Below are 26,363 nucleotides of genomic sequence, written 5' to 3'. Positions count from 1 at the left end.
AACTCAAGAAGCCAGTGGCGATACTTGCCAAAGCCCGTTCTGCTGAATCAATTGCCGGTCGCAGTCCGCTTCACGGGCGGCGGCCAATGGCTGCCCAGGCAAGGCCTGGACGACACGCTGACCCTCGCTGCGCAACTGGCAGACCTGCTGCCAGAGTGCCGCGTCCGTACTGTCTGGCATCCAGATACCGCCAGACGGTAGCTCGACTTCAGCACGCCCCAGGGTCACCAGGGTTTTCAAATCGGTAGAAAAGCCGGTTGCCGGACGGGCACGGCCGAAGTCAGCGCCGATATCGTCATAACGACCGCCCTGGGCGATAGCTTGGCCAACACCCGGAACAAAGACCGCGAACACCACACCGGTGTGGTAGTGGTAGCCGCGCAGTTCGCCCAGGTCAAAATACAACGGCAGTTGCGGGAAGCGCGCCGACAACTGTTCGGCAATCACCTGAACGTCGTCCAGGGCCGCCAACACCGGGGCCGGAGCATTGGCCAGGCGATCACGGGCGGCGGCCAGCACTTCACGACCACCACACAGATCCACCAGCGCACGCAGCATGCCAGCCAGATCGGCAGGCACACCTTCGGTCAGGGCAACCACCTCATCGATGGCCTTGCGTTGCAGGGCATCGAACAGCTGTTGCTCCACTTCGCCAGACAAACCGGCTGCACGGGCCAGACCACGGTAGATACCGACGTGCCCCAGGTCCATGTGCACATCCGGCACGTCAGCCAGTTGCAGCATCGCCAACATCAGGCTGATGACTTCGACATCGCTGCTCGGGCTCGCATCGCCGTACAACTCGGCGCCCAGCTGGATCGGGCTACGGGAAGATGACAAGGCGCGCGGTTGCGCATGCAGCACGCTGCCGGCGTAGCACAAGCGGCTCGGCCCTTCACGGCGCAGGGTATGCGCATCGATGCGCGCCACTTGCGGTGTGATGTCGGCACGAAACCCCATTTGCCGGCCCGATTGCGGGTCGATGACCTTGAAGGTGCGCAGATCCAAGTCCTGGCCCGCGCCGGTCAGCAGGGATTCCAGGTACTCGATATGGGGAGTCACGACAAACTCGTAACCCCAGCTCTGGAACAGATCCAACACCTGGCGGCGCGCGACTTCAATACGCGCAGCCTCTGGTGGCAGTACTTCTTCGATGCCATCTGGCAGCAGCCAGCGGTCTACCGTTGCCATTACGCCATTCCCCTATGACCCGGCCTGCCCTTGGGCGAGCCTTGAGTGAAGCAGAAAATACCCGGCCCCTGCATAAACCACGCGCAAGAGCGACGTGACGAATGGCCTGTAACCGGCCTCGTCGGGCACTTTCCTCGAAAAACCTGTCGCGCCTGCAACGCACAACAACAATCAAACATGCAGACGCAAAAAAGCCGGGAATTTCCCGGCTGCCGCATCATACACCCGTTTTCCGAAAGGATCACCCCGCCGAGCGTTTTAGCCGCCCGACGGAGTGGAACCAACCAGTCAGCGGGTTACTTGGACTTTTCCAGGTAGCGGAAGAAATCGCTGCTTGGGTCCAACACCATGACGTCGGTTTTATTCGCAAAGCTTTCACGGTAAGCACGCAGGCTACGGTAGAACGCGTAGAACTCCTGGTCCTGGCCGTAAGCCTTGGCGTAGATCGCCGCGGCTTGAGCATCACCATCACCGCGAGCCTCTTCAGACTCACGATAGGCCTCTGCCAACAGTACACGACGCTGACGGTCGGCATCCGCACGGATACCTTCAGCCAGCTCGTTACCCTTGGCGCGGTGCTCACGAGCCTCACGCTCACGCTCGGTGCTCATACGCTCGAACACGCTGCGGTTCACTTCCTTGGGCAGGTCAATGGCCTTGACCCGGACATCGACCACTTCGATACCCAGCTCTTTTTCCGCCATGGTGTTCAACGAACGCGTGATGTCAGCCATCAGCGCATCACGCTCACCGGATACCACCTCGTGCAGGGTGCGCTTACCAAACTGGTCACGCAGGCCCGATTCCAGACGACGGGACAGACGCTCGTCGGCAATCTGCTTGAGGCCGGAAGTCGCGGTATAGAAACGCTCGGCATCCTTGACGCGCCACTTGGCGTAGGCATCCACCATCACGGCTTTCTTTTCCAGGGTCAGGAAGCGCTGTGTCGGTGCATCCAAGGTCATCAGGCGGGCGTCGAACTTGCGCACCTGGTTGACGTAGGGGACTTTCACATGCAGGCCCGGCTGGACATCCGCCTGGACCACACGCCCGAATTGCAGCAACACCGCACGCTCGGTCTGAGCCACGATGTAGAAGCAGTTCCAGGCAGCGATGACCACGACGACGCCCACAATCAGGGCGGTCAGCGATTTATTGCTCATCAACGACTCTCCCTGGAACGTGTTTGCTGTTGCTGCAAGTCAGCCGCCGCACGGGCGCTCGCTTCATTGGCAGCGGCAGTCGAACTGGCGGAAGACGAAGTAGTACCGGCGCTACGGCCACCGTCGATCATCTTGTCCAGCGGCAGGTACAGCAGGTTGTTCTGCCCACCCTTGTTGCCGGTCACGAGAACCTTGCTGGTATTGCTGAAGACTTCCTGCATGGTGTCCAGGTAAAGACGCTCACGGGTGACTTCCGGTGCCTTGCGGTACTCGGCCACCAGTTTGGTGAAGCGGTCGGCCTCACCCTTGGCGCGGGACACGACTTCGTCGCGGTAACCGTTGGCATCTTCAAGGATGCGCTGGGCCTGACCACGGGCTTCCGGCACGACGCCGTTGGCATAGGTTTCAGCCTGGTTGCGCGAACGCTGCTCGTCTTCACGGGCACGAATCACGTCATCGAAGGCTTCCTGCACTTCGCGCGGTGCAGCTGCGCTCTGTACGTTGACCTGGGTAACGGTGATACCGGTGCGATAGGTATCGAGGAACCGTTGCAGGCGCTCCTTGATCTCGCTGGCCATCAGCTCACGGCCTTCGGTCAGCACCTGGTCCATCGCAGTGGAACCCACCACGTGGCGCAGGGCGCTTTCGGTCGCGTGCTGCAGGCTGATTTCCGGCTGGTCGACGTTAAGCACGAAGTCCTGCAGGTTGCTGATCTTGTACTGCACGGTCAGCGGTACTTCGACGATGTTCTCGTCTTCGGTCAGCATCTGGCCCTGCTTGGTGTAGGCACGCTCACGCGTGACGTTCTCCATGTACTTCTTGTCGATCGGCGGGAAGTAGATGTTCAAGCCTGGACCGACCGTCTCGTAGTACTTGCCGAAGCGCAGCACCACAGCTTGCTCCTGCTCGTCGACTACATAGACCGCGCTGTACAGCCAGACAGCCGCCAATGCCACGAGGCCGAGGCCAAGCAAGCCGTAGCCGCCGCCCTTGCTCGTGCGACCGCCGTCGTCACCACCACGTTTTTTTCCACCACCGAACAACCCATTCAGGCTTTCCTGCAGCTTTCGGAAGGCCTCGTCGAGATCTGGTGGCCCCTTGCGGTCGCCATTATTGCGGCGTTTACCACCCCAAGGATCCTGATTATTCGAGTTGCCACCCGGCTCATTCCAAGCCATAGCGCTCTCCATCTGATAAAGCAAAGACGCACCCACGGCGCGCCGACCAATGCTACAGAATGCCTGCCACAGCGGCACAACCGCTTTCTCAGGCTTTTATTGCAAAGTGTGTTGTTCGAGGAACTCTGTCGGTACAACGCCTTCACGACTCACCAGCCGATTGAGCTCCGAACGGGGCAAACGAACAGCCAGCAGGCTGACACCTTCGTCGTCGTGTTCTTCTTTCTGTACGGCGCCCAACTCAAAAAATTGAGCACGCAGTCGAGCAAAACGCTGCGGCAAGCGCAAGGTGCCAACAAACAAATCGCCACCCAGCAACTCTGCGATCGCCTGCTCAAGCAGTTCCAGGCCGCTACCGTCCCGCGCCGAAAGCCAGACCCGCTGGGGCCTGCCGTTTTCGTCGCGCTGGATCTGCGGCTCTACACCCTCAAGCAAATCGAGTTTGTTATAGACCTCGAGGATCGGCAAGTCCTGGGCACCAATCTCGCCCAGTACCACCATGACCTGCTCGATCTGCAACATCCGGTCAGGCTCGGCCGCATCGATAACGTGCAGCAGCAGGTCGGAGTTGCTCGACTCTTCGAGCGTAGACCGGAATGCCTCGACCAGCTTGTGGGGCAAGTGGCGAATGAAGCCCACGGTGTCGGCCAGCACAATCGGCCCCAGGTCGCCCAGCTCCAGGCGGCGCAAGGTCGGGTCGAGGGTGGCGAACAGTTGGTCCGCCGCGTACACGTCCGATTTAGTCACGTTGTTGAACAGCGTGGATTTACCGGCGTTGGTATAGCCCACCAGGGACACGGTAGGGATATCCGCACGAGTCCGACCACGGCGTGATTGCTCGCGCTGGCTGCGTACTTTCTCCAGGCGGCCCTTGATCTGGCGCAGGCGAACCCGCAGCAGGCGCCGGTCGGTTTCAAGCTGGGTTTCACCCGGGCCACGCATGCCGATACCACCACCCTGACGCTCAAGGTGAGTCCAGCCGCGAACCAGGCGGGTGCTCATGTGGTCAAGCTGGGCCAGTTCAACCTGGAGCTTGCCTTCATGGGTACGGGCGCGCTGGGCGAAAATATCGAGAATCAGACCGGTGCGGTCAATCACGCGACACTCGAAGACACGTTCGAGGTTACGTTCCTGACTGGGCGTGAGGATGTGATTGAAGATCACCAGATCGGCTTCTTCGGCATGGACCAGGTCGCGTAGTTCTTCGACCTTGCCGCTGCCAATCAGAAATTTGGCGGTTGGCCGATGACGCGGCACGTTAAAAAACGCGACGGTCTCGGCGCCGGCCGAATTTGCCAGCTCCTGAAACTCCTGCGGATCTTCGCGCGCCTCAGGGTCCTGTCCATCCAAGTGAACGAGGATTACTCGCTCACCACCACCGTGGCGCTCAAAGAACAAAGGAGACTCCTATCAGGCGTTACCTGGCTCAGCGTCACCCTGTTCGGATTCGGTTGCGCTAGGCAGACGAATTGGACGAACCGGCACTACTGTCGAGATAGCGTGTTTGTAGACCATCTGGCTGACGGTGTTTTTCAGCAGGATAACGAACTGGTCGAAAGACTCGATCGTACCTTGCAGCTTGATGCCGTTGACCAGATAGATGGAAACCCCAACTTTCTCTTTACGTAAAGTATTCAAGTAAGGGTCTTGTAGCGAATGCCCTTTTGACATGTGCCGCACTCCTTTAAGGATCAATAATAAAAAATCGGAAAAATAGATAGTTTGTAACCGTCACACCCCCAAGGATAGACGGCAATTGCAAGGACTCAGCTCAATATGGAGACCGTTCCCAAGTATTTCAAGGCGCGTGACAGATTGTCGCAATCCAGACTGTCCAGCCAATGCAAGTCAGTCCAGCTGCGTAGCCAAGTGAACTGGCGCTTTGCCAATTGGCGCGTGGCAATAATGCCGCGTTCCTGCATTTCGGCTGACGTCAGCTTGCCATCCAGGTGATCCCAGACTTGGCGGTAGCCTACAGCACGTATCGAAGGCAATCCCGGATGCAGATCACCTCTTGAACGCAGTGCTACGACCTCCTCCACGAACCCCTGTTCCAACATAATTGTGAATCTTTGTGCAATTCGCTCATGCAGCACCTGACGATTCGCCGGAGCAATAGCCAGATTGGCGACAGTATAGGGCAATTGTCCCGGTCCAGAGGTGCCTGCGTCAGTACTTTGCGCAGATTGTCTGAGGCGATGGGCCGTCATCGTCTGGCCACTCACGCGCCAGACTTCCAGGGCCCGGCTCAGGCGCTGGGGGTCGTTGGGGTGAATACGCGCGGCAGACACCGGGTCAATCGCTGCCAATTGGTCATGCAGGGCCTGCCAGCCAAGACGTGCAGCCTCTTCTTCGATTTCGGCGCGCACCTGTGGATCGGCGGGCGGCATGTCCGCAAGGCCGTCCTGCAGCGCCTTGTAATAGAGCATCGTGCCGCCCACCAGCAGCGGGATATTACCCCGCGCAGTGATTTGCGCCATGGCGGCAAGGGCATCACTACGAAAGTCCGCCGCCGAGTAGCTTTGTGACGGATCGATAATGTCGATTAAACGATGGGGATGAGCAGCCAACAACTCTTTGGACGGTTTGGCCGTACCAATATCCATATCCCGATAAACCAGGGCTGAATCGACGCTGATCAACTCGCAGGGCAGCACCTTGGTCAGCTCGATAGCCAGGTCGGTCTTGCCAGCGGCCGTCGGCCCCATCAGGAAGATGGCGGGAGGTAGAGAGCTCATCAACGGCCGCGCAGGAATAGTTTGTCCAGATCATCCAGGCCCATCTGGGTCCAGGTCGGGCGGCCGTGGTTGCACTGGCCGCTGCGTTCGGTGTTTTCCATGTCCCGCAGCAGGCCATTCATTTCCGGCAGTGCCAGGCGCCGGTTGGCGCGGATTGCGCCGTGGCAGGCCATGGTGCCGAGCAGTTCGTTGATATGCGCCTGGATCCGGTCACTGGTGCCGTACTCCATCAGGTCGGCCAGCACGTCGGCCACCAGCCGGTTGGCCTCGGCCTGCTTGAGCAAGGCCGGGATCTGGCGGATCGCCAGGGTCTCCGGGCCCAGGCGCTGCAATTCAAAACCCAGCGTCTGGAACACCGCCAGATGCTCCTCGGCACAATCGGCTTCACGCTGGCTGACGGCCAGGGATTCTGGCACCAGCAATGGCTGACCGCTCAGACCTTCACTGGCCATGGCGATCTTCAGGCGTTCATACATGATCCGCTCGTGGGCCGCGTGCATGTCCACCAGCACCAGGCCGTGGGCGTTTTCCGCAAGGATATAGATACCCTTGAGCTGGGCCAGGGCATAACCCAGGGGCGGAATATCACCGCCACCTTCCGGCAGGGCCACTGCACCCGGCTCGGCACCGGGCAGCGGCGCAAAGAACTCACGATAGGCCGCCTGCGCCTCGGCCACCGGCACCGCCGATTGCGGACGCGGGGTGTACTGATATTGATACCCCGCCCCCGCGCCGGAACCCGCCGCCGGGTAGCTTGGCTGGGCCTGCGGCGATTGCAGCAGGTTGGCCGCCAGGCTCATTTCGCCCTGGGGCCCGAACTCGCCAGCCTGGGGCCCTGTCGGGCGGACGACGGCCGTAGCAATCGGCGCGGCCAGCTGATCATCCGGACGCACATCGCCCAGGGCGCGGTGCAAGGTGCCATAGAGGAAGTCGTGGACCATGCGCCCGTCACGAAAGCGCACCTCGTGCTTGGTCGGGTGTACGTTGACGTCGACTACTGCCGGGTCCACTTCAAAAAACAGCACAAAGGTTGGATGCCGGCCATTAAACAGCACGTCGCGATAGGCCTGGCGCACCGCATGGGCCACCAGCTTGTCGCGCACCGCGCGGCCATTCACAAAGAAGTACTGCAGGTCTGCCTGGCTGCGGGAGAACGTCGGCAGGCCGACCCAGCCCCACAAATGCAGGCCATTGCGCTCAATTTCAATCGGCAGCGCTTGTTCCAGGAAGCCCGCACCGCAGATTGCCGACACGCGTCGGGCGCGCGCGGCATCGTCGTTGGCTTCGTGCAGGCTGAGGATGGTCTTGCCGTTGTGGCGAAGATGGAAAGCCACATCGAAACGGGCCAGGGCCAGGCGCTTGATGACTTCTTGCAGGTGATCGAATTCGGTCTTTTCAGCCTTGAGGAATTTGCGCCGCGCCGGGGTATTGAAGAACAGGTCGCGCACTTCCACCGAAGTGCCTACCGGATGGGCCGCTGGCTGAACCCGAGGGGCCATGTCGCGGCCCTCGGTCTCTACCTGCCAGGCCTGTTCGGCGCCTCGGGTGCGGGAGGTCAAGGTCAGGCGTGCCACCGAGCTGATCGACGCCAGCGCCTCCCCCCGAAAGCCCAGGCTCATCACCCGCTCAAGGTCTTCCAGGTCACGGATCTTGCTGGTGGCATGGCGCGCCAGCGCCAGTGGCAGGTCATCGGAAGAAATCCCGCTACCGTCGTCACGCACCCGTAGCAGCTTGACCCCGCCCTGTTCCACATCCACGTCAACGCGCCTGGCACCGGAGTCGAGGCTGTTTTCCAGCAGCTCCTTGATCACCGAGGCTGGCCGCTCGACGACTTCACCCGCTGCGATCTGGTTGGCCAGCCGCGGGCTGAGCAGTTCGATGCGTGAGGCGCTGTTCAATACCGATTCGCTCATTACTGTGCTGCCAATTCAGTGCCAGGGATGGTCAACACCTGGCCGACTTTCAGTTCGTCGGTTTTCAGGCTGTTGGCGCTACGCAATGTAGCGGCCGACACCTGGAAGCGTACCGCCAGCATGGCCAGGGTGTCGCCAGGCTGCACCCGGTGGTCACGCGGGCCCTGGGCAATCTTCCCGGAGTCCCGCAGCCAGGCGATATAGGTGCCCGGTGGCGGGTTCTGCTGGAAGAACTGGCGCACGCCAGCGCTGATCGAGCGTGCCAGCGCCTGCTGGTGGCTGGCACTGGCCAGCTTGTTGGCTTCGTTGGCGTTGGAGATAAAACCGGTTTCGACCAGGATCGACGGGATATCCGGCGACTTGAGCACCATAAACCCGGCCTGCTCCACCCGTTGCTTGTGCAGCGGCGTGACCCGGCCCATGTTGCTCAGCACTTTCTGCCCGACGTTCAGGCTGGAGGTCAGCGAGGCGGTCATCGACAAATCCAGCAACACACCTGCAAGCATGCGGTCCTTGTCATCCAGGGACACGTTGCCGGCACCACCGATCAAGTCGGAACGGTTTTCGCTGTCGGCCAGCCAGCGTGCGGTCTCGGATGTGGCACCGCGATCCGACAGGGCAAACACCGAAGCGCCAAAGGCCGCCTTGGACGGTGCGGCGTCGGCGTGGATCGAGACAAACAGGTCGGCGCCCTTCTTACGGGCGATTTCAGTGCGCCCACGCAATGGGATGAAGTAGTCACCGGTACGGGTCAATTCGGCGCGGTAGCCTTTCATCCCGTTGATCTGGCGCTGCAGTTCACGGGCGATGGCCAGGACCACGTCTTTTTCGTGCTGGCCACGGGAGCCGGAAGCGCCCGGGTCTTCACCGCCATGGCCGGCGTCGATCACCACGATCACGTCACGCTTGCCGGCCGGCGCTGGCGGCAGCGGTGGCAACTTGACCTGGGGCTGGGCGGGGTTGACCGGCACGGCAGGTGTCGTGGCAACAGCAGGGGTCGGCGCCGGGGTTGGCGCGGCGTCGGCCGGATTGTCAAACAGATCGACCACCAGACGGTTGCCATACTGGGCATTCGGCGCGAGGGAAAAACTCTTGGGCGTGACGACCTTCTTCAGGTCGATGACCACCCGCAGGTCGGTCGGTGTGCGCTGGGCCGAACGCATCGCGGTAATCGGCGTGTTGGCAGTGGAGACCTTCAAGGGCGCGGCCAGGGTCGCACCGTTGATGTCGATCACCAGGCGATCAGGGGCCGTCAGGGTAAAGACGCTGTGCTGGACGGGGCCAGACAGGTCGAACACCAGTCGCGTGTTATCCGGTGCTCGCCACAGGCGCACACTTTTTACCTGTGAAACGGCCAGAGCATTGACAGTCATTGCCGCAAGCAACACCCCCACGACAGCAACCAACGCGCGAAAGCGCATACCTAACCCACCCATTATTAGAATTCCAAAGCCAAAGCGGCACACCAGGACTCACTGCGCGCGCTCTGGGACAACAATTTCAACTGACGTCCATGCTCATGCGGGGTAATGGTAATGGTCAGGTCGGGCTTTGGCAAAAAGCCTGTGCCTTTGTCCGGCCACTCGATCAGGCATAAAGCGTCGCCGTCGAAGTAATCACGGATGCCCATGTACTCCAATTCCTCAGGATCCACCAGGCGATACAGGTCGAAATGGAACGCCCGCACGTCACCGATCTCGTAAGGTTCTACCAGGGTGAAGGTCGGACTTTTCACCGCGCCGGTATGCCCAAGCCCGCGAATGATGCCGCGCGACAGCGTGGTTTTGCCGGCTCCAAGATCCCCTTGCAGAAAAATCAGGCCCGCGCCCCGGGTGATTTCGGCAATGCGTTTGCCAAAAGCCACCATGGCCTCTTCATCCGCAATAAACAGCGTTACTTCAGACACGGTGACTGCTCCTCCAACAACTGACGAATGGCGGGAATCAGGTCGCTGGCAGCCAGGCCTCGGCCAAAGGCGCCCTGGCGATCGCCCGCCGCGGCATGCAACCACACCGCCAGGCTGGCGGCCTCGAACCCCGGCATGCCTTGGGCCAGCAATGCACCGACAAGGCCCGCGAGCACATCACCCAGGCCCGCCGAAGCCATGGCCGGATGCCCCTGATCACAACGCGCCACACGTCCATCCGGGCTGGCGATCAGGCTAGCAGCCCCCTTGAGCACCGTGACTGCATTGAATTTCTGGCTCAGCGCGCGCGCCACCTTAAGCCGGTCGGCCTGAACCTCGGCTGTCGAGATCCCCATCAGCCGCGCCGCTTCCCCCGGGTGCGGAGTGATCACGCAATCGGCCGGCAGATTGACATGGCCTGCAGCCAGCAGGTTCAAAGCGTCAGCATCCCAGACCTGGGGTTGCCGGGCATTGGCCGCCACCGACAGCAGGCTTTTGCCCCACGCCATGTCGCCCAGGCCTGGGCCGATAACGATCACCGAGACTTTTTCCAGCAAGCCCATCAACTGATTGGCCGAATGCACGCCCCGCGCCATGACTTCCGGCAACCGAGCCAGGGCGGCCGGAACGTGTTCACTGCGGATCGCCAGGGACACTAGGCCAGCACCACTGCGCAGGGCACTTTCGGCACTCAGCAGCGCCGCGCCGCCAAAACCATGGTCGCCGCCAATCACCAGGACGTGGCCAAACTGGCCCTTGTGGGCCGCTGGGGAGCGCGCAGCCAGTTGCGGCAAATGGCCGGGCAACAGGGGCTGAACGTCGGTTATTTCGTGTTTTGTCTGCGGCATGCGTCTTCAAGCTCCGATGTCTGGCAGAATTATACGCATCTAACCTGCGGTTTCTCTCGTCTCATGCCTGCTATTACCACCGATCTGCCTGCCCTCGCCCAATCGATCAAAGACTGGGGCCGCGAGTTGGGCTTTCAACAAGTCGGCATCAGCGGCCTGGACCTGGCCGAGCATGAACAGCACCTGCAGCGCTGGCTCGACGCGGGCTATCACGGCGAGATGGACTACATGGGCGCCCATGGCAGCAAACGCTCGCACCCGGACGAACTGGTGCCCGGCACCTTACGCGTGGTGTCCCTGCGCATGGACTACCTGCCTGGCGACACACAAATGGCGCAACTGCTGGCCCAACCCGAAAAAGCCTATATCTCCCGCTACGCCTTGGGCCGCGACTACCACAAGCTGATCCGCAAGCGTGTGCAGCAACTGGCCGACCGCATCCAGGCCCAGATCGGCCCGTTTGGTTTTCGCGCCTTTGTCGACAGCGCCCCGGTGCTGGAAAAAGCCATTGCTGAAAAGGCCGGGCTGGGCTGGATCGGCAAAAACACCCTGGTCCTCAACCGCAAGGCCGGCAGCTACTTCTTCCTCAGTGAACTGTTTGTCGACCTGCCGCTGCCCATCGACCCGCCTCACAGTACCGAACACTGCGGCCGCTGCACGGCCTGCCTGGATATCTGCCCGACCAATGCCTTCGTCGGGCCCTATGTGCTGGACGCCCGGCGCTGCATTTCCTACCTGACCATTGAACTCAAGAGCGCCATCCCCGAGGATCTGCGACCGCTGATCGGCAACCGCGTGTTTGGCTGTGATGACTGTCAGATCGTTTGCCCGTGGAATCGTTTCGCCCGCCCCTCAGGAGAAAGCGATTTCAAGCCACGCCACAATCTGGATAACGCCGCACTGGCCGAGTTATTTATGTGGGATGAGGATAAATTCCTCAGCAGCACCGAGGGCTCGCCGCTGCGCCGCGCCGGTTATGAACGCTGGTTGCGCAACCTGGCGGTGGGACTGGGGAATGCGCCCTCCAGCATTCCCGTGCTGGAGGCCTTGAAGGCGCGCCGGGATTACCCCTCCGAACTGGTCCGCGAACATGTGGAATGGGCGCTGAACCAGCATGCGACGCGTCAGTGCTCGTCGTTGTAGACGAACTTGGGCATTTCCCAGTGAAAACGGATTGCCAACAGACGCAACAGGAAACCGCTGAACAGGGTCAACAGGATCGCTTGCTCGCTGGGCAGTTCCAGATAGATGCACAGCATGTAGCACCAGGCGGCGAGGAACGACACGCTGGCGTACAGCTCGCGACGGAAGATCAGCGGGATGTCGTTGCAGAAAATATCCCGCAGGATTCCACCGAATACCCCAGTGATGACGCCACTGACCGAGGCCACCAGCATGCCGTGGCCCATCTCCAGTGCGGTCATGCAGCCAATCAGGGTAAAGGCCACCAGGCCCACGGCATCCAGGGCCAAAAACAGGGAACGCAGGTGGCGCATCAGCGGGGCGATAAAGATCGTCACCAAGGCCGCCACCGAGGTCAGCACCAGGTATTCCGGGTGCTTGACCCAGGTCAGCGGGTAATGGCCGAGCAGCACGTCACGCACTGAACCACCACCCAGCGCCGTCACGCAGGCAATCAGCACCACGCCAAACCAGTCCATGCCGCGCCGGCCAGCCGACAAGGCGCCGGTCATGGCTTCGGCGGTGATGGCGATGAGGTAGAGCATCAGCAACATGATGGCGATCCTTGCAAAGAGGCGCGCAGTCTAATCATTTGGCAAGGGCACCAAAAGGGGGCGCTCAGAAAACCCACGCGAGCATCCCTGCAGGAGCCCGGCTTGCCGGCGACAGGGCCCTTGAGGATGCCATCGCCGGCAAGCCGGACGCCTACAAGGGACGCCGCCCCGCTCCAATTCAAGCCTTGATGAAATGCTTGCGGTAATGCTGCAACTCGGCAATCGACTCGCGGATATCGTCCAGGGCCAGGTGAGTGCTGCCCTTGTGGAAGCTGTCCTTGACCTCCGGCGCCCAGCGCGCGGCCAGTTCTTTCAAAGTCGACACATCAAGGTTGCGGTAGTGGAAGTAGCTTTCCAGCGCCTTCATGTGGGTATAGAGGAAGCGGCGATCCTGGCAGATGCTGTTGCCACAGATCGGCGACTTGCCCTTGGGCACCCACTTTTCCAGGAAAGCGATGGTCTGCGCCTCAGCCTCGGCCATGCTGATGCGACTGTCGCGCACGCGCTGGGTCAAGCCCGAGTTGCCGTGGGTGCGGGTGTTCCACTCATCCATGGTGGCCAGCACCGCGTCGCTGTGGTGGATGGCGATCACCGGACCTTCGGCCAAGGTGTTGAGGTTGCTGTCGGTGACAATGGTCGCCATCTCGATGATGACGTCGGTGTCTGGGTTCAGACCGGTCATTTCCAGATCGATCCAAATCAGGTTCTGTGGGTTTTGCATGTCGTGGTTCCTTGGCACCTTGGCGTAGCTGCGCAGTTTAGCAGGCGGGGCGTGCTAGACTCGCGACCGTTTTATCCAACCTTTGCATTATCGACACGGAACACCAATGGCCAAACGCCAGCTCAACCGCCGCCAAAACTGGCGCATCGAAAAAATCCAGGGTGAACGCGCTGCCCGCGCCGCCAAACGTGAATCCTCTGCCGTGGAAGCGCTGGAGGGTGGCGACCTGGGCCCCGAGCAAACGGGCCTGGTGATCGCGCACTTTGGAGTGCAGGTCGAAGTCGAGGCCCTGGAAGGCGAGCTGGCCGGCGAAGTGTTCCGCTGCCACCTGCGCGCCAACCTGCCTGCGCTGGTAACCGGCGACAAAGTGGTCTGGCGTGCCGGCAACCAGGGCATCGGGGTGATCGTCGCGCAACTGCCGCGCACCACCGAACTGCGTCGCCCCGACAGCCGCGGCCAACTCAAGCCGGTGGCGGCCAACGTCGACATGATTGTCATCGTCTTCGCTCCACTGCCTGAGCCCCACGCCAACCTGATCGACCGCTACCTGGTGGCCGCCGAACACGCCGGCATCCGCCCGCTGTTGCTGCTGAACAAATTCGACCTGATTGACGAACAGAACGCCCCGGCGCTGAATGCGCTGCTCGCGGTTTATCGGCAGTTGGGTTACCCGGTGCTGGAAGTCTCGGCGCACCATGGCAATGGCATGGAACAGTTGCAACAACAACTGGATGGGCGCATCAGCGTGTTCGTCGGCCAGTCGGGCGTGGGCAAGTCGTCGCTGGTCAACAGCCTGCTACCGGAAGTCGAGACCCGCGTCGGCCCGCTGTCGGAACTGTCCGGCCAGGGCACGCACACCACCACCACCGCACGCCTGTTTCACTTCCCGGGCGGCGGCGAGTTGATCGACTCACCCGGTATCCGTGAATTCGGCCTGGGCCACGTCAGCCGTAGCGATGTGGAAGCAGGTTTCATCGAGTTCAACGACTTGATCGGTACCTGCCGTTTCCGCGACTGCAAGCATGACCGCGAACCCGGCTGTGCCTTGCTCAAGGCCCTGGAAGATGGGCGCGTACAACAGCAACGCATGAACAGCTACCGCTCGATCATCGCCAGCTTGCCAGAAAGCAGCTATTAAGCTGTAGGCACACGCTTGTGTGGGAGCGGGCTTGCTCGCGAAGACGTCGGCCCAGCAAACATTCAGGTTGGCTGACCCACCGCTTTCGCGAGCAAGCCCGCTCCCACACAAGCCCGCTCCTGCACAAACCGCTTCAGCTCCCGGCCGGGGCTTCTCCGGGAGCCTTCACCCCTCCCTCATCAAACAGATTCAGCTTCTGCCGCAACTCATGGGCCGGCAACGGCTCCTGCTCTGGTGGCAGGGCATTCGGGTCCACCGGGACTTCACCCGGAGCGCCATCGCCCTGGGTTGGCACTGGCGCGGGGGCACCCTGATCACCTTCAATGGCACGCTGGGCCTTTTTGGTCAGCACCACGATATCGATGCGCCGGTTGACCGGGTTGAACGGGTCCTGGGCATCAAACAGCTGTGATGAAGCAAAACCCACCACACGCGCTACCTGGGTGTCCGGATAACTGCCAGCCACCAGGGCACGGCGGGCGGCGTTGGCGCGGTTGGCGGACAGCTCCCAGTTACCGAAATCCCCCAGGCCCGAATACGGCTTGGCATCGGTGTGGCCGCTGACGCTGATCTTGTTCGGCACCGCCTTGATGGTATCGGCCATGGCCAGCAGGATGTCTTCAAAGTAGGGCTTCAGGCGCGCACTGCCAGAATCGAACATCGGCCGATTGGCAGCATCCATGATCTGGATACGCAAGCCATCCGGGGTGATCTGGAAGTGGATCTGATCCTTGAACTTCTGCAGTTGCGGGTTCTCGTCGACCTTGTTCTGCAGCTCTTGCAGCAACAACTCCAGGCGCTCCTGCTCGACCTGTTCAGCCAGGTTCTCGACGGTCTGGCGTTCGATCGGGATGTTTTCCTGGGGAGATTCGGTCTGGACTTCCGGGTTGATGGTGCGCTCAGGAGCCAACTCTGGCGAGCCACCCAGGTCGATCACAAACGGCGTACCACTTTCGGAGAAACCGATGGGGTCCTTGAAATAACCGGCAATGGCGATTTTCTGTTCCGGCGTCGCGGTGGACATCAGCCACAGCACCAGGAAGAACGCCATCATTGCCGTCGCAAAGTCAGCGAACGCGATTTTCCAGGCACCACCGTGGTGCCCGGCAGCGAAGCGCTTGACGCGCTTGATGATAATTGGCTGGTTGTTTTCCATGGCTTAGCGACCGCGGACTGCTTGTTCCAGCTCGGCAAAGCTCGGACGGTGCTTCGGATACAGCACCTTGCGCCCGAATTCCACCGCCAGGGAGGGCGGCATACCGGAAGCCGAAGCCACCAGCGACGCCTTGATCGCCTCGTAGATATTCAGCTCTTCCTTGGCATCATGGGCCAGGGAAGTGGCCAGCGGACCAAAGAAGCCGTAGGCCGCGAGGATACCGAAGAAGGTCCCCACCAACGCCGCCCCCACGTGCATGCCGATTGCGGCCTGATCGCCCTCACCCAGGGACGCCATGGTCACCACAATCCCCAGTACCGCCGCGACAATACCGAAACCGGGCATGCCGTCGGCGATGCCGGTCACGGCATGGGAGGGGTGTTCAAGTTCTTCCTTGAGGCTGAACAACTCCATGTCGAACAGGCCTTCCAGCTCGTGCGGGGCCATGTTGCCGGAGGACATGATGCGCAAGTAGTCACAGATGTAAGCGGTCATGCGATCGTCTTTGAGCACGGCCGGGTACTTGGCGAAGATCGGGCTCGCCGCGGCGTCCTCGATATCAGCCTCGATGGCCATCATGCCTTCGCGGCGGCTCTTGTTGAGGATCTCGTAGACCAGGCCCAGCACTTCCAGGTAGAAGGTGTGGGAAAAACGCGAACCGAACATGCCCAGCGACTTTTTGACCACATGCATGGTCATGTAGCTTGGGTTAGCCTGCAGGAAAGCGCCAAACGCCGCACCGCCGATGATCAGCACTTCGAAGGGCTGGATCAGCGCAGCGATTTTACCGTGGGACAGAACGTATCCGCCGAGCACGCTTGCGATGACGACGATGATGCCGATAATTTTAGCCATAGGAGATGAGTACTTGCGCCGTCGGGTTCATGGACATATTCGGAAGATCTAAAAACTCTTCTTCTACTTATCGGCAAAACTGCGCCAGACTATAGCCCGTTAAGGCGAAAAGCCAGTTCGGCCCACTCCGGGCGTGTTGACCGCAAGTGATGATCGCGCCCCAATCATGGCAAACGAAACGACAATCCCAACGGCAAAACCCAACTCCCTGGCTGGCTGGATCAAGCATCTGGACGCGGTACACCTGCCCGTCCCGCAAGCGAGCCACGTTGCGGTGTGCAAGGCCATCGGCGACAGCCGCCGTTCGTTGCGAGATATTGCAGAGCTGATGCAAGACAGCCCGGCACTGGTCCTGAGCGTCATGCGCGAAGCCAACAACCAGGCTCACGACAGCCTGGCAGAGCCCGCAGAAAACCTTGAAGTGGCAATCAACCGTCTCGGCCTGAAGCGCACCGAAGAATTGCTCGCGCGCCTGCCGTCAGTGCCCCTCACTGAAATCCCCGCGGCCCTGCGCCAACTGCAACTGGTCAGCCAGCACGCCTCGCAGCAAGCCAGCGGCCTGTTCGCCAGCCGCCTGGCGCGCCTGTGGCAGGATATTCATTGGGGCAGCCTGCTGTTTCTCTCGCCGCTGTGGCCGATGGCCGTTGCCTACCCCAAGCTCCTGGAAGAATGGGAGCTGCGGGTCATCCACAAGGGCCAATCGGCACGCAAGGTCGAGCTGGAACTGTTTGGCGTGCGCCTGCTGGAACTGTGCCTGGGGTTGACCGAGGCCTGGCGCCTGCCGATCTGGGTGTCCCAGGGCTACCAATTGCTGCTCAAGGAACAACGCTTGCTGGTCAAGGCACTGCACATCGCCCGCGATGAAGTGCCCTTGAGCCAGCAGCAAAAACTCGATGATGATCCGGCATTGCGCCGCTGGCTGAACCAACCGGCCAACACCGTGCTGCTGGCCAATGGCATGGCGCTGGCCGCCCAGGAATCCTGGACCTGCCCGCACACCCAGCGCTGGCAATACCTCACCGCACTGTACCTGCAGCAACCGTTGGCCGACGTGCAGCAACAGGTGCACCAACAAGCCGTGATCAGCGCCCGCCATACCTTGACTGCCGGCCTCTGGCATCCAGCGTTGGCACTGATCTGGCCGTGGCATGTGCAGCGCGTCCATCATGGCCTTCTGCCAGCACCACCACCGACCGCCGAAGCCCTGGCGATCTGGCGCAAGCGTTGCAGCGAGCTGCTGGTGGAGCCCAGCCGCTTCGCCAACGCCATGCACTTGACCACCTGCGCCAAGGAGGCCCTGGTGGCCAGCGGCATGCAGCGCATCATGCTGCTGATGGCCGACAAGGCCTTGGCCACGTTGCGGGTGCATCAGGTCGATGGTCTGCCCAAGGATGCTGCCAACCTGACGCTTGAAGCCGCACAAAGCACACTGCTGCAACGCTTGCTGGAGAAGTCTGCGCAAGTGCGACTCAACCCGGACAATCACGCACAATTCGCAGCGCTGCTGCCTGCCCCGTTGCGGCGCCTGTTCATGGGCGAGCACCTGCTGTTGCGCTCCCTGAGCTGTAATGGCCGGGTGGTAATGCTGATGATTGCTGACCAGGGTGGCGGGCCGCTTTCCGAAACCACCGTGCAGGCCTTCGGCAAGACCGCCCAATGCATCGAGAAAGCCCTGCACTGCTTTACCAACCGCAGCGCCTGATGCTTGCGTTACAATCGCCCTCTTCTATTGCCCAACCGAGTGCCCGGGAGATCTCACATGCCTGACTTTTCTGGCTTGCCGCTGGTGATCGAGCCCAGCGACCTGCTTGGCCGTCTCGCCGCCGAACAGTTGATTCTGGTGGACCTGACCAGCGCCCCCCGCTATGCCCAGGGGCATATCCCCGGCGCGCACTTCGTTGATCCCAAGCGCACCCAACTGGGCCAGCCACCGGCACCGGGGCTGCTGCCGGCCAAGGCCGACCTGGAGAAGTTGTTCGGCGAACTGGGTCACTCCCCGGATGCCACCTACGTGGTGTATGACGACGAAGGCGGCGGCTGGGCCGGACGGTTTATCTGGTTGCTCGACGTGATCGGCCACAAAAAGTATCACTACCTCGATGGTGGCCTGCTGGCGTGGCTGGATGAACAGCATCCCGTCTCCACCGAGGTGGCCGCCCCTGTCGGTGGGCCGGTCAGCCTGACCCTGCACGACGAGCCCACCGCTACCCGCGAGTACCTGCAAAGCCGCCTCGGCGCCGCCGACCTGGGCATCTGGGATGCCCGTGGCCCGCTGGAATACACCGGTGAAAAAGTCCTCGCCGCCAAGGGTGGGCATATCCCCGGCGCAGTGCACTTCGAGTGGACCGCCGGCATGGACAAGGCGCGCAACCTGCGGATCCGCCGTGACATGCCGCAGATCCTCGAAGGCCTGGGCCTGACCAAAGACAAAGAAATCATTACCCACTGCCAGACTCACCACCGTTCTGGCTTCACCTACCTGGTGGCCAAGGCGCTCGGTTATCCGCGAGTCAAAGGTTATGCCGGTTCCTGGGGCGAATGGGGCAACCACCCTGACACCCCCGTCGAGATTTAAGGTTTAAGGACAGTTCATGAAAAAGCGTTTGTTTATCCTCAGCCAGTACCTGCTGCCCCACCATCTGCTGTCGCGCCTGGCCGGCTGCATTGCCGAATGCCGCGTGCGCTGGTTCAAAAATGCCTTCACCACCTGGTTTGCCAAGCGCTATCAGGTGGATATGTCCCAGGCCCTGGTGGAAGACGTGACCGCTTACGAGCACTTCAACGCCTTCTTCACCCGCGCCCTGAAAGACGGCGCCCGCCCACTGGACCCAACCCCGGGCGCAGTGCTGAGCCCGGCAGACGGCGCCGTCAGCCAGCTCGGCCCGATCGAGCACGGTCGCGTGTTCCAGGCCAAGGGCCACAGTTTCAGCGTGCTGGAATTGCTCGGTGGCGACGCCGCCGTTGCTGCACCGTTCATGGGCGGCGACTTTGCCACCATCTACCTGTCACCGAAGGACTACCACCGCGTACACATGCCACTGGCTGGCACCCTACGGGAAATGGTCTACGTGCCTGGACGAATTTTCTCGGTCAACCAGACCACAGCCGAAAACGTGCCGGAGTTGTTTGCGCGTAACGAGCGTGTTGTCTGCCTGTTCGATACCGAGCGCGGCCCGATGGCTGTGGTATTGGTCGGCGCGATGATTGTGGCGTCGATTGAGACCGTATGGGCCGGGCTGGTGACGCCGCCCAAGCGCGAGCTGAAAACCTTCCGTTACGACGAAGCCGCCCGCGCACCGATCCACCTGGAAAAAGGTGCGGAACTGGGGCGTTTCAAACTGGGTTCGACCGCTATCGTATTGTTTGGGCCGGATCAGGTGCAGTGGGCGCAAGAACTGACGGCAGGTACGCCGGTGCAGATGGGCCAGGCTATCGCGCTGCCGAAAGCCTGATCCGAATACAGCGAAAATCAAATGTGGGAGCGGGCTTGCTCGCGAAGGCGGTGTGACAGCAGACACCTTAGTTGACTGACACACCGCCTTCGCGAACAAGCCCGCTCCCACATTTTTGACCGCGTTTCTGTCGTTATTGGCCGTCGCGGTCGCGAAAGCCCAACAGATACAGCACACCGTCCAGCCCCAGCGTCGAAATCGCCTGCTTGGCCGATTGCTTGACCAGTGGCTTGGCACGGAATGCCACGCCCAAACCGGCGATTGCCAACATCGGCAGGTCATTGGCGCCATCGCCGACCGCAATCGTCTGCTCCAGGCGCAAACCTTCCTTGTGTGCCAGTTCCCGCAGCAGGTCGGCTTTGCGTTGCGCGTCGACAATCGGCTCCACCGCCACGCCCGTCACCTTGCCGTCCACCACTTCCAACTCGTTGGCGAACACATAGTCGATGCCCAGCTTGGCCTGCAATTGCTTGGCGAAGTAGGTAAAGCCACCCGACAGGATCGCGGTCTTGTAGCCCAGGCGCTTGAGTTCGGCAAACAGGGTTTCAGCGCCTTCGGTCAAGCGCAGGGAGGCGCCGATGGAGTCCAGCACATTGACGTCCAGGCCCTTGAGCAGCGCCAGGCGTTCCTTGAAGCTGGCGCGAAAGTCCAACTCGCCCGCCATCGCGCGTTCAGTGATCTCGGACACTTGCTCGCCCACTCCGGCGGCCTTGGCCAACTCGTCGATGACTTCGGCTTCGATCAGCGTCGAGTCCATGTCGAATACCGCCAGACGGCGATTGCGGCGAAACAGCGAGTCTTCCTGGAAGGCGATATCCACGTTCAGCTCCTGGGCCACGCTGAGGAACTCGGCGCGCAAAGCCTGCGGATCCGCCGGTTCGCCGCGCACCGAGAACTCGATACAGCCCTTGCCCTGGTCAGCGGGAGTGTCCAGCGGCATACGACCCGACAGACGGTCGATATGGTCGATGTTCAAGCCATATTGAGCGGTGATCGAACTGACCCGCTGCAGTTGTTCAGCCGTCACTTTGCGCGTCAACAGCGTGACGATATGGCGCTTCTTGCCTTGGCCGGTCACCCAGTGCTGGTAATCCTCTTCGGAGACCGGGGTGAAGCGCACCTGCTGATCCAACTTATAGGCCGTAAACAGGATGTCCTTGAGCACAGACGAGGCCTGCTCGGTGCTCGGAATCTCTACCAGGATGCCAAACGACAGGGTGTCGTGGATCACGGCCTGGCCGATGTCGAGAATGCTCACACCACCCTGGGCCAGAACACCGGTAATGGCTGCGGTAAGACCCGGACGGTCCTCACCGGTGATGTTAATCAGGACAATTTCGCGCAAAGCGCACCCCCGAGCTGGAAAAAAACCGCATTCTACCCACTTTCAGTGACCATCGGGCACAGCCAGCGCTTTGCCGGCCTTGGGCCTGTCGCTATACTGCGCGTCAACTTCACGGACCAAGAGCCGAGCGCAAGTGAACCGGCCCACGCCAGTAAAAACCGATAACTTCTTCCTGCTGATCTTCCGGGCACTGCGCCACCGCCGTGTACCGATTGCATTACGCATTGCCAGCCATAACGTGATCCTGGTCGCCCTGGCCCTGGTGATCTATGCCTGCGTGATGGGTTTGCAGTTCAAACAGGCCATGCACGAGCAAGCCGACGCCCTGGGCGAGAGCTTGACGACCCAGACCGCCACCTCGGCGACCGAGCTGTTGGTGTCCAATGACATCCTCAGCCTCAACGTGCTGCTCAACAACCTGACCAAGAACCCGCTGGTGGCCCACGCCGCCATCTACAGCGTGGACAACCGGATCATGGCCGAAGCCGGGCAGCGCCCGAAAAACGGCCTGCTGGGTGAGGCCGAAGGCCTGTACCAGAGCAATATCACGTTTCAGGATGTAAAAGCCGGCCAGTTGCGCATCAGCCTGGACATGCAACAGTTCCAGCAGCCAATGACCATCAGCCTGCAAAGCATGGGCATCCTCAGTGCGATCCTGCTGGCCTTGGCCCTCGCCTTGAGCCTGCGTCTGGGCCGGCATATCTCCACGCCCCTGATGCAACTGCGTATCTGGCTGCGCGACATCGACGAGCACACCCCGGCCACCGACCGCCAGGATGAGATCGGCGACCTTGCCCGCCAGTTGCACACCAGTTTTGCCCCGGAGCCCGCCGTGAAGCACGTCGAGCCTGAACCGGCGCTGGATGACGCCGATTACGACGACGAACCCGAGTTCGAGGTACGCAACCTGCGCGATCCGCGCTTCGACGAGTCGGCCCCGGTCGCCGGCCTCAAGCCGGCCCCGCGCACGGCAATCAAGGCAGACGAGGACGATCTGGAGGATGAAGATCCATTTGCCGACTTGCGCGACGATTCGGCCCCCAGCCAGGTAGCCGTGCCCAAGCCTGCGGCCGTACACAACAGCCAGCCACAACACAGCGCGGTGCTGGCCGTGCAACTGGGCGCCCAGGAACAGCTGCGCCGCCTGCCCCGCGCACGCCTGACCGAACTGCTGGAGCGCTATCGCGACTGCCTCGACCAGGCGGCCTCGCTATACCAAAGCGAGCTGCACACTCTGAACGATGGCAGCACGTTGATGCTGTTCCACAGCGAAGACAGCGGCGAAGATTACCTGACCAATGCCATCTGCTGCGGTGAGTTGCTGCGCGCCTTGGGCCATGCATTGCAGATCGAAGTCGCTGATAGCGGCATCACCCTGCAGCTGCAACTGGGCCTGACATTGGGCGACGATCTGTATGGCATGAGCCAGATCGATCTGCTGCTCACCGAAAACGCCCAGGATGCCCTGGCCTTGTCGCAACACAGCCGCAACCTGCTGCTGGTGGAGCGCAAGATCAGCGACGACACGCTGATTCGCCAACGCGCACGCATTCGCCCGATTGCCAGCCCGGAAGGCGCGTGCTGTGTAGAGCGGTTGATGGAGCCTTATCCGTCGATGCTCGAACGCCAGCTGGCGCGGATGCATGAGACTCGGAACAAACCCTAAAGCACACCGCGCAGCCAATGTAGGTGCGGTTTGTGTGGGAGCGAGCTTGCTCGCGATCGCGGTGGATCAGCCACCACATGTATGGACTGGCACACCGTCATCGCGGGCAAGCCCGCTCCCACAGTTGATCTTCATCGTGGCTTAAATCACGGACACACAAAAAAGGCCCGCTTACTCAGCGGGCCTTTGTTTGTCTGCAACTTTGATCAGAAGCGATACACCTCCATGTCCGTGCGAATCGGCGAAGCCATCGGGATCTTCGGCTTTTCCGGTGCTGCCGGCTTGGCAGGCGCCGGGGCCTGCTTGCGCGGGGCTTCGGCAATCGGTGGCTGGTTGGCCAACGGCTTGAGAGCAACCGACAGCTGTTCGGCCAGACGCTGCAACAACACACCCTGGGCCTGGACCTGGGAAGCAGTACTGCCCGCATGCTGCTCCTGCAGATGCACGATGCGGTTGTCCCGCACCTGGCCGCGGCGGTCGATCAGGCGCCATTGCGCATCAAGGATGGCCGGCTGCGTAGCCCCGGAGTCCAGGCGCGTGATGGTCAGCAACACCTGCACATCCGGTGCAAAGCTGGTGGGCGCCGGCGACAGCACTACACGTTGGCTGTCCAGGTGGCCAGCTACCTGGCGCAACATCAATTGATTGATATCCGACGACAGGCTACCGGCCCAACGGCCGTCGATGGAGCCTTGCAGGCTGCCATCGTCCTGGCGCTGCAGCAGGGTCTCACGCTGCAGATAATCGGCAACCACGACCGGCCCGAGCAACACCGCCATACCAGCACTTTGCGCAGGCTGGGCCGGACTTCCGCTGTCCAACTGGTACAGCGACACCGGTTGATGCGTGGTGCAACCCGCCAACCCCAAAAGGCCAGCGAGCATCAAAAATAAAGGAAGGCGTGGAGCAGTCATCATCCCATCCAGGTGGCTGCCACAAGGCAAACCACAATGTAATACTAAAAATAACCTATACGCGCTCAGCCACGCCGGCGCTGGAAAGGCCATATCATCCGTGAATATGCGCCATGACTCCAGCGCGAAAGCGCCGATCTACGGGTTAAATCGTAGATCGGGTGCTCTACATCGCTTTAAGCAGGTGTTTCGACCAACAATGCATCCACCCGCTGGAAACCACGGGGCAGCTTATTCCCTCGGCGCCCACGCTCGCCCTTGTAGTGCTCAAGGTCGTCGGGACGCAGGGACAGCGTCCGTTTACCGGCCTGGAGCACCAGGGTCGAACCTTCCGGGATCACCGCGATGTCGGTCACATACTCTTCGCGACTGGCCACCCGCTCCCCTGGAATCCCAATGATCTTGTTGCCCTTGCCCTTGCCCAGCTGCGGCAGGTCGCTGATCTTGAACACCAGCAAGCGCCCTTCGGTGGTCACCGATGCCAGCCAATTGCTTTCGCGGTCCTCGACCGGACGCGGCAGGATCACCTTGGCGTTGTTGGGCAGGCTCAACAGGGCCTTGCCCGCCTTGTTCTTGGCCTGCAAGTCCTCGCCCTTGACCACGAAGCCGTAGCCGGCGTCGGAGGCGATGACATACAGCGAGTCATCATCAGGCAACAGCACACATTCAAAATTTGCCCCTGGTGGCGGCGTCAGGCGCCCGGTCAACGGTTCGCCCTGGCCTCGTGCAGACGGCAAGGTATGAGCCGGCACCGAATAACTGCGTCCGGTGGAGTCGATAAACACCGCAAACTGGTTGGAGCGCCCGGCCGCAGAGGTCTTGAACCCATCGCCAGCCTTGTACGACAAGCCGGTGGCGTCAATATCATGCCCCTTGGCGGAACGAACCCAACCCTTTTCCGACAGAACGACGGTAATTTTCTCGTTGGGCAACAACTCGGTTTCGGTAAGGGCCTTGGCTTCGGCACGCTCGACAATCGGCGAACGGCGATCATCGCCATAGGTTTCTGCATCTTTGATCAGTTCGCTGCGCACCAGCTTCTTGAGCTTGGCCTCGCTGCCCAGCAGCGCTTGCAGCTTGGCTTGTTCCTTGAGCAACGCATCCTGCTCGTCGCGCAACTTCATCTCTTCCAGACGCGCCAACTGGCGCAGGCGGGTATCGAGGATGTAGTCGGCCTGGATCTCGCTCAGCTCGAAACGCGCGATCAACTCGGCTTTCGGGTGCTCGGCGGTGCGGATGATGTGGATCACTTCATCCAGGTTGAGGTAGGCAATCAACAAGCCGTCCAACAGGTGCAGGCGACGCTCGACCTTGTCCAGGCGGAATTGCAGGCGGCGGCGCACAGTCTGCACCCGGAACTCCAGCCACTCCACCAGCAGGTTGCGCAGGTTTTTCAGCTGCGGCTTGCCGTCCAGGCCGATGATGTTGACGTTGACCCGGTAGCTGGACTCCAGGTCCGTGCTGGCGAACAGATGTTGCATCAGCACTTCGTGATCGACCCGGCTGTTGGTCGGGATGATCACGATACGGCAGGGATTTTCGTGGTCGGACTCGTCACGCAGGTCAGCCACTTGCGGCAACTTCGACGGTTTGGCCTGCATCAGCGCGGCAATCTGTTCCAGCACCTTGGCGCCGGAGACCTGGTGCGGCAAGGCGGTGACAATGATGTCGCCATCTTCGACGTGGTACACCGCACGCATGCGCACCGAGCCCTTGCCGGTCTCGTACATTTTCAGCAGGTCGGCACGTGGCGTGATGATTTCCGCTTCGGTCGGGTAATCCGGGCCCTGGATATGCTCACACAGCTGCTCGACCGTAGCCTTGGGCTCATCGAGCAGGCGCACGCAGGCCGTGGCAACTTCGCGCAGGTTGTGCGGCGGCACGTCGGTGGCCATGCCCACGGCAATGCCGGTGGTGCCGTTGAGCAGGATATTCGGCAGGCGCGCCGGCAAGACCAGCGGCTCGTCGAGGGTGCCGTCGAAGTTCGGGCCCCAATCGGCGGTGCCCTGGCCCAGCTCGCTGAGCAGCACTTCGGAATACCGCGACAGCCGCGCTTCGGTGTAACGCATGGCGGCGAACGACTTGGGATCATCCGGCGCCCCCCAGTTGCCCTGGCCATCGACGAGGGTGTAGCGGTAGCTGAATGGCTGGGCCATCAGCACCATGGCTTCGTAGCACGCCGAGTCGCCGTGGGGGTGGAACTTGCCGAGCACGTCACCAACGGTACGCGCCGACTTCTTGTGCTTGGAGTCTGCGTCCAGGCCCAACTCACTCATGGCGTAGATAATGCGCCGCTGTACCGGTTTCAGGCCGTCGCCGATATGCGGCAGGGCGCGGTCCATGATCACGTACATGGAGTAGTTGAGGTAGGCATTTTCGGTGAAGTCAGCCAGCGACCGGCGCTCTACGCCGTCTAAGCTGTCTGCAAGGATGTCACTCATGC

23 protein-coding genes are annotated in these 26,363 nt (G+C 61.4%); 6 read left to right on the top strand and 17 right to left on the bottom strand.

The window, feature by feature from the left end; all coding sequences use genetic code 11:
• Positions 1-3: 3 nt before the first annotated feature.
• From HZ99_RS20240 to HZ99_RS20195, 10 genes are all read right to left on the bottom strand, one after another.
• Positions 4-1,191 (bottom strand): ATP phosphoribosyltransferase regulatory subunit, encoded by a 1,188-nt coding sequence (locus HZ99_RS20240; protein WP_038445590.1) that lies wholly within the window; start codon positions 1,189-1,191, stop codon positions 4-6.
• Between the two features lie 296 nt (positions 1,192-1,487).
• Complete coding sequence (gene hflC, locus HZ99_RS20235; protein ID WP_010213607.1) at positions 1,488-2,354, bottom strand: protease modulator HflC; 867 nt, start codon at positions 2,352-2,354, stop codon at positions 1,488-1,490.
• Positions 2,354-3,532, bottom strand: coding sequence for an FtsH protease activity modulator HflK (gene hflK, locus HZ99_RS20230; RefSeq protein ID WP_038445589.1), 1,179 nt, complete (start codon positions 3,530-3,532; stop codon positions 2,354-2,356). The genes hflC and hflK overlap by 1 nt, the downstream gene beginning before the upstream one ends.
• A 96-nt stretch (positions 3,533-3,628) precedes the next feature.
• A complete protein-coding gene (gene hflX / locus HZ99_RS20225) occupies positions 3,629-4,930 on the bottom strand; it encodes a ribosome rescue GTPase HflX (protein WP_038445588.1) in 1,302 nt (433 codons plus the stop codon).
• A 12-nt stretch (positions 4,931-4,942) separates the two neighbouring features.
• The gene (hfq, locus tag HZ99_RS20220; protein ID WP_010221594.1) at positions 4,943-5,203 is read right to left on the bottom strand and encodes an RNA chaperone Hfq; all 261 of its coding nucleotides are present in this window, start codon (positions 5,201-5,203) and stop codon (positions 4,943-4,945) included.
• Positions 5,204-5,298: 95 nt separating this feature from the next.
• Entirely contained in the window at positions 5,299-6,270 is a 972-nt protein-coding gene (gene miaA, locus HZ99_RS20215; RefSeq protein WP_038445587.1) for a tRNA (adenosine(37)-N6)-dimethylallyltransferase MiaA, read from the bottom strand.
• A complete protein-coding gene (mutL, locus tag HZ99_RS20210) occupies positions 6,270-8,168 on the bottom strand; it encodes a DNA mismatch repair endonuclease MutL (protein WP_162473205.1) in 1,899 nt (632 codons plus the stop codon). The genes miaA and mutL overlap by 1 nt, the downstream gene beginning before the upstream one ends.
• A gap of 14 nt (positions 8,169-8,182) precedes the next feature.
• Positions 8,183-9,604, bottom strand: coding sequence for an N-acetylmuramoyl-L-alanine amidase (locus HZ99_RS20205; protein WP_038448137.1), 1,422 nt, complete (start codon positions 9,602-9,604; stop codon positions 8,183-8,185).
• 17 nt (positions 9,605-9,621) lie between these two features.
• Positions 9,622-10,089, bottom strand: coding sequence for a tRNA (adenosine(37)-N6)-threonylcarbamoyltransferase complex ATPase subunit type 1 TsaE (gene tsaE, locus HZ99_RS20200; RefSeq protein ID WP_038445585.1), 468 nt, complete (start codon positions 10,087-10,089; stop codon positions 9,622-9,624).
• A complete protein-coding gene (locus HZ99_RS20195; protein ID WP_038445584.1) occupies positions 10,077-10,937 on the bottom strand; it encodes an NAD(P)H-hydrate dehydratase in 861 nt (286 codons plus the stop codon). The genes tsaE and HZ99_RS20195 overlap by 13 nt, the downstream gene beginning before the upstream one ends.
• A 63-nt stretch (positions 10,938-11,000) precedes the next feature.
• Between HZ99_RS20195 and queG the strand changes: the two genes are divergently transcribed.
• A complete protein-coding gene (gene queG, locus HZ99_RS20190; protein WP_038445583.1) occupies positions 11,001-12,080 on the top strand; it encodes a tRNA epoxyqueuosine(34) reductase QueG in 1,080 nt (359 codons plus the stop codon).
• On the opposite strand, the gene HZ99_RS20185 is transcribed toward queG, so the two are convergent.
• Together HZ99_RS20185 and orn are read right to left on the bottom strand one after the other, a co-directional pair.
• The gene (locus tag HZ99_RS20185) at positions 12,062-12,676 is read right to left on the bottom strand and encodes a trimeric intracellular cation channel family protein (protein WP_169851492.1); all 615 of its coding nucleotides are present in this window, start codon (positions 12,674-12,676) and stop codon (positions 12,062-12,064) included. The two genes, queG and HZ99_RS20185, sit on opposite strands and share 19 nt — an antisense overlap.
• Before the next feature lie 175 nt (positions 12,677-12,851).
• On the bottom strand, positions 12,852-13,394 hold the full coding sequence (gene orn / locus HZ99_RS20180; protein WP_034105723.1) for an oligoribonuclease: 543 nt from the start codon (positions 13,392-13,394) through the stop codon (positions 12,852-12,854).
• 106 nt (positions 13,395-13,500) lie between these two features.
• On the opposite strand from orn, the gene rsgA reads away from it, so the two are divergent.
• The gene (gene rsgA, locus HZ99_RS20175; protein WP_038445582.1) at positions 13,501-14,532 is read left to right on the top strand and encodes a small ribosomal subunit biogenesis GTPase RsgA; all 1,032 of its coding nucleotides are present in this window, start codon (positions 13,501-13,503) and stop codon (positions 14,530-14,532) included.
• Positions 14,533-14,665: 133 nt separating this feature from the next.
• On the opposite strand, the gene motB is transcribed toward rsgA, so the two are convergent.
• Together motB and motA are read right to left on the bottom strand one after the other, a co-directional pair.
• Positions 14,666-15,688 carry a flagellar motor protein MotB gene (gene motB, locus HZ99_RS20170; protein WP_038445581.1) on the bottom strand — a complete coding sequence of 341 codons (1,023 nt, stop codon included), beginning with the start codon at positions 15,686-15,688 and terminating at the stop codon, positions 14,666-14,668.
• A 3-nt stretch (positions 15,689-15,691) separates the two neighbouring features.
• A complete protein-coding gene (motA, locus tag HZ99_RS20165) occupies positions 15,692-16,543 on the bottom strand; it encodes a flagellar motor stator protein MotA (protein ID WP_038445580.1) in 852 nt (283 codons plus the stop codon).
• Between the two features lie 166 nt (positions 16,544-16,709).
• On the opposite strand from motA, the gene HZ99_RS20160 reads away from it, so the two are divergent.
• The 3 genes from HZ99_RS20160 to asd are packed head-to-tail and all read left to right on the top strand — an operon-like array spanning position 16,710 to position 19,995.
• Complete coding sequence (locus HZ99_RS20160; RefSeq protein ID WP_038445579.1) at positions 16,710-18,245, top strand: HDOD domain-containing protein; 1,536 nt, start codon at positions 16,710-16,712, stop codon at positions 18,243-18,245.
• A gap of 57 nt (positions 18,246-18,302) precedes the next feature.
• Positions 18,303-19,118, top strand: coding sequence for a rhodanese-like domain-containing protein (locus HZ99_RS20155; protein ID WP_038445578.1), 816 nt, complete (start codon positions 18,303-18,305; stop codon positions 19,116-19,118).
• 16 nt (positions 19,119-19,134) lie between these two features.
• Complete coding sequence (gene asd, locus HZ99_RS20150; RefSeq protein WP_038445577.1) at positions 19,135-19,995, top strand: archaetidylserine decarboxylase; 861 nt, start codon at positions 19,135-19,137, stop codon at positions 19,993-19,995.
• 133 nt (positions 19,996-20,128) lie between these two features.
• Here the strand turns inward: asd and serB are convergent, their stop codons facing one another.
• The gene (gene serB / locus HZ99_RS20145; RefSeq protein ID WP_038445576.1) at positions 20,129-21,340 is read right to left on the bottom strand and encodes a phosphoserine phosphatase SerB; all 1,212 of its coding nucleotides are present in this window, start codon (positions 21,338-21,340) and stop codon (positions 20,129-20,131) included.
• 133 nt (positions 21,341-21,473) lie between these two features.
• Here serB and HZ99_RS20140 point away from each other — a divergent pair, with 133 nt between their 5' ends.
• Positions 21,474-23,006: an AhpA/YtjB family protein gene (locus HZ99_RS20140; protein WP_038445574.1), complete on the top strand. Its 1,533-nt coding sequence runs from the start codon at positions 21,474-21,476 to the stop codon at positions 23,004-23,006.
• A 206-nt stretch (positions 23,007-23,212) separates the two neighbouring features.
• Here HZ99_RS20140 and HZ99_RS20135 read toward each other — a convergent pair whose 3' ends face one another.
• Positions 23,213-23,920 carry a PqiC family protein gene (locus HZ99_RS20135; protein WP_038445572.1) on the bottom strand — a complete coding sequence of 236 codons (708 nt, stop codon included), beginning with the start codon at positions 23,918-23,920 and terminating at the stop codon, positions 23,213-23,215.
• A 176-nt stretch (positions 23,921-24,096) separates the two neighbouring features.
• Complete coding sequence (parC, locus tag HZ99_RS20130; protein WP_038445570.1) at positions 24,097-26,361, bottom strand: DNA topoisomerase IV subunit A; 2,265 nt, start codon at positions 26,359-26,361, stop codon at positions 24,097-24,099.
• Positions 26,362-26,363: the final 2 nt, after the last annotated feature.

Source organism: Pseudomonas fluorescens (assembly GCF_000730425.1).
Lineage (GTDB): Bacteria > Pseudomonadota > Gammaproteobacteria > Pseudomonadales > Pseudomonadaceae > Aquipseudomonas > Aquipseudomonas fluorescens_X.
This window is presented reverse-complemented; position numbering and strand designations above follow the sequence as displayed.

Bases quoted from the DNA above. Each gene is read 5' to 3' on its own strand.
- HZ99_RS20240 (WP_038445590.1), bottom strand. From the start codon at position 1,191: ATGGCAACGGTAGACCGCTGGCTGCTGCCAGATGGCATCGAAGAAGTA.
- hflC (WP_010213607.1), bottom strand. From the start codon at position 2,354: ATGAGCAATAAATCGCTGACCGCCCTGATTGTGGGCGTCGTCGTGGTC.
- hflK (WP_038445589.1), bottom strand. From the start codon at position 3,532: ATGGCTTGGAATGAGCCGGGTGGCAACTCGAATAATCAGGATCCTTGG.
- hfq (WP_010221594.1), bottom strand. From the start codon at position 5,203: ATGTCAAAAGGGCATTCGCTACAAGACCCTTACTTGAATACTTTACGT.
- miaA (WP_038445587.1), bottom strand. From the start codon at position 6,270: ATGAGCTCTCTACCTCCCGCCATCTTCCTGATGGGGCCGACGGCCGCT.
- HZ99_RS20205 (WP_038448137.1), bottom strand. From the start codon at position 9,604: ATGCGCTTTCGCGCGTTGGTTGCTGTCGTGGGGGTGTTGCTTGCGGCA.
- HZ99_RS20195 (WP_038445584.1), bottom strand. From the start codon at position 10,937: ATGCCGCAGACAAAACACGAAATAACCGACGTTCAGCCCCTGTTGCCC.
- queG (WP_038445583.1), top strand. From the start codon at position 11,001: ATGCCTGCTATTACCACCGATCTGCCTGCCCTCGCCCAATCGATCAAA.
- orn (WP_034105723.1), bottom strand. From the start codon at position 13,394: ATGCAAAACCCACAGAACCTGATTTGGATCGATCTGGAAATGACCGGT.
- rsgA (WP_038445582.1), top strand. From the start codon at position 13,501: ATGGCCAAACGCCAGCTCAACCGCCGCCAAAACTGGCGCATCGAAAAA.
- motB (WP_038445581.1), bottom strand. From the start codon at position 15,688: ATGGAAAACAACCAGCCAATTATCATCAAGCGCGTCAAGCGCTTCGCT.
- motA (WP_038445580.1), bottom strand. From the start codon at position 16,543: ATGGCTAAAATTATCGGCATCATCGTCGTCATCGCAAGCGTGCTCGGC.
- HZ99_RS20160 (WP_038445579.1), top strand. From the start codon at position 16,710: ATGGCAAACGAAACGACAATCCCAACGGCAAAACCCAACTCCCTGGCT.
- HZ99_RS20155 (WP_038445578.1), top strand. From the start codon at position 18,303: ATGCCTGACTTTTCTGGCTTGCCGCTGGTGATCGAGCCCAGCGACCTG.
- asd (WP_038445577.1), top strand. From the start codon at position 19,135: ATGAAAAAGCGTTTGTTTATCCTCAGCCAGTACCTGCTGCCCCACCAT.
- HZ99_RS20135 (WP_038445572.1), bottom strand. From the start codon at position 23,920: ATGACTGCTCCACGCCTTCCTTTATTTTTGATGCTCGCTGGCCTTTTG.
- parC (WP_038445570.1), bottom strand. From the start codon at position 26,361: ATGAGTGACATCCTTGCAGACAGCTTAGACGGCGTAGAGCGCCGGTCG.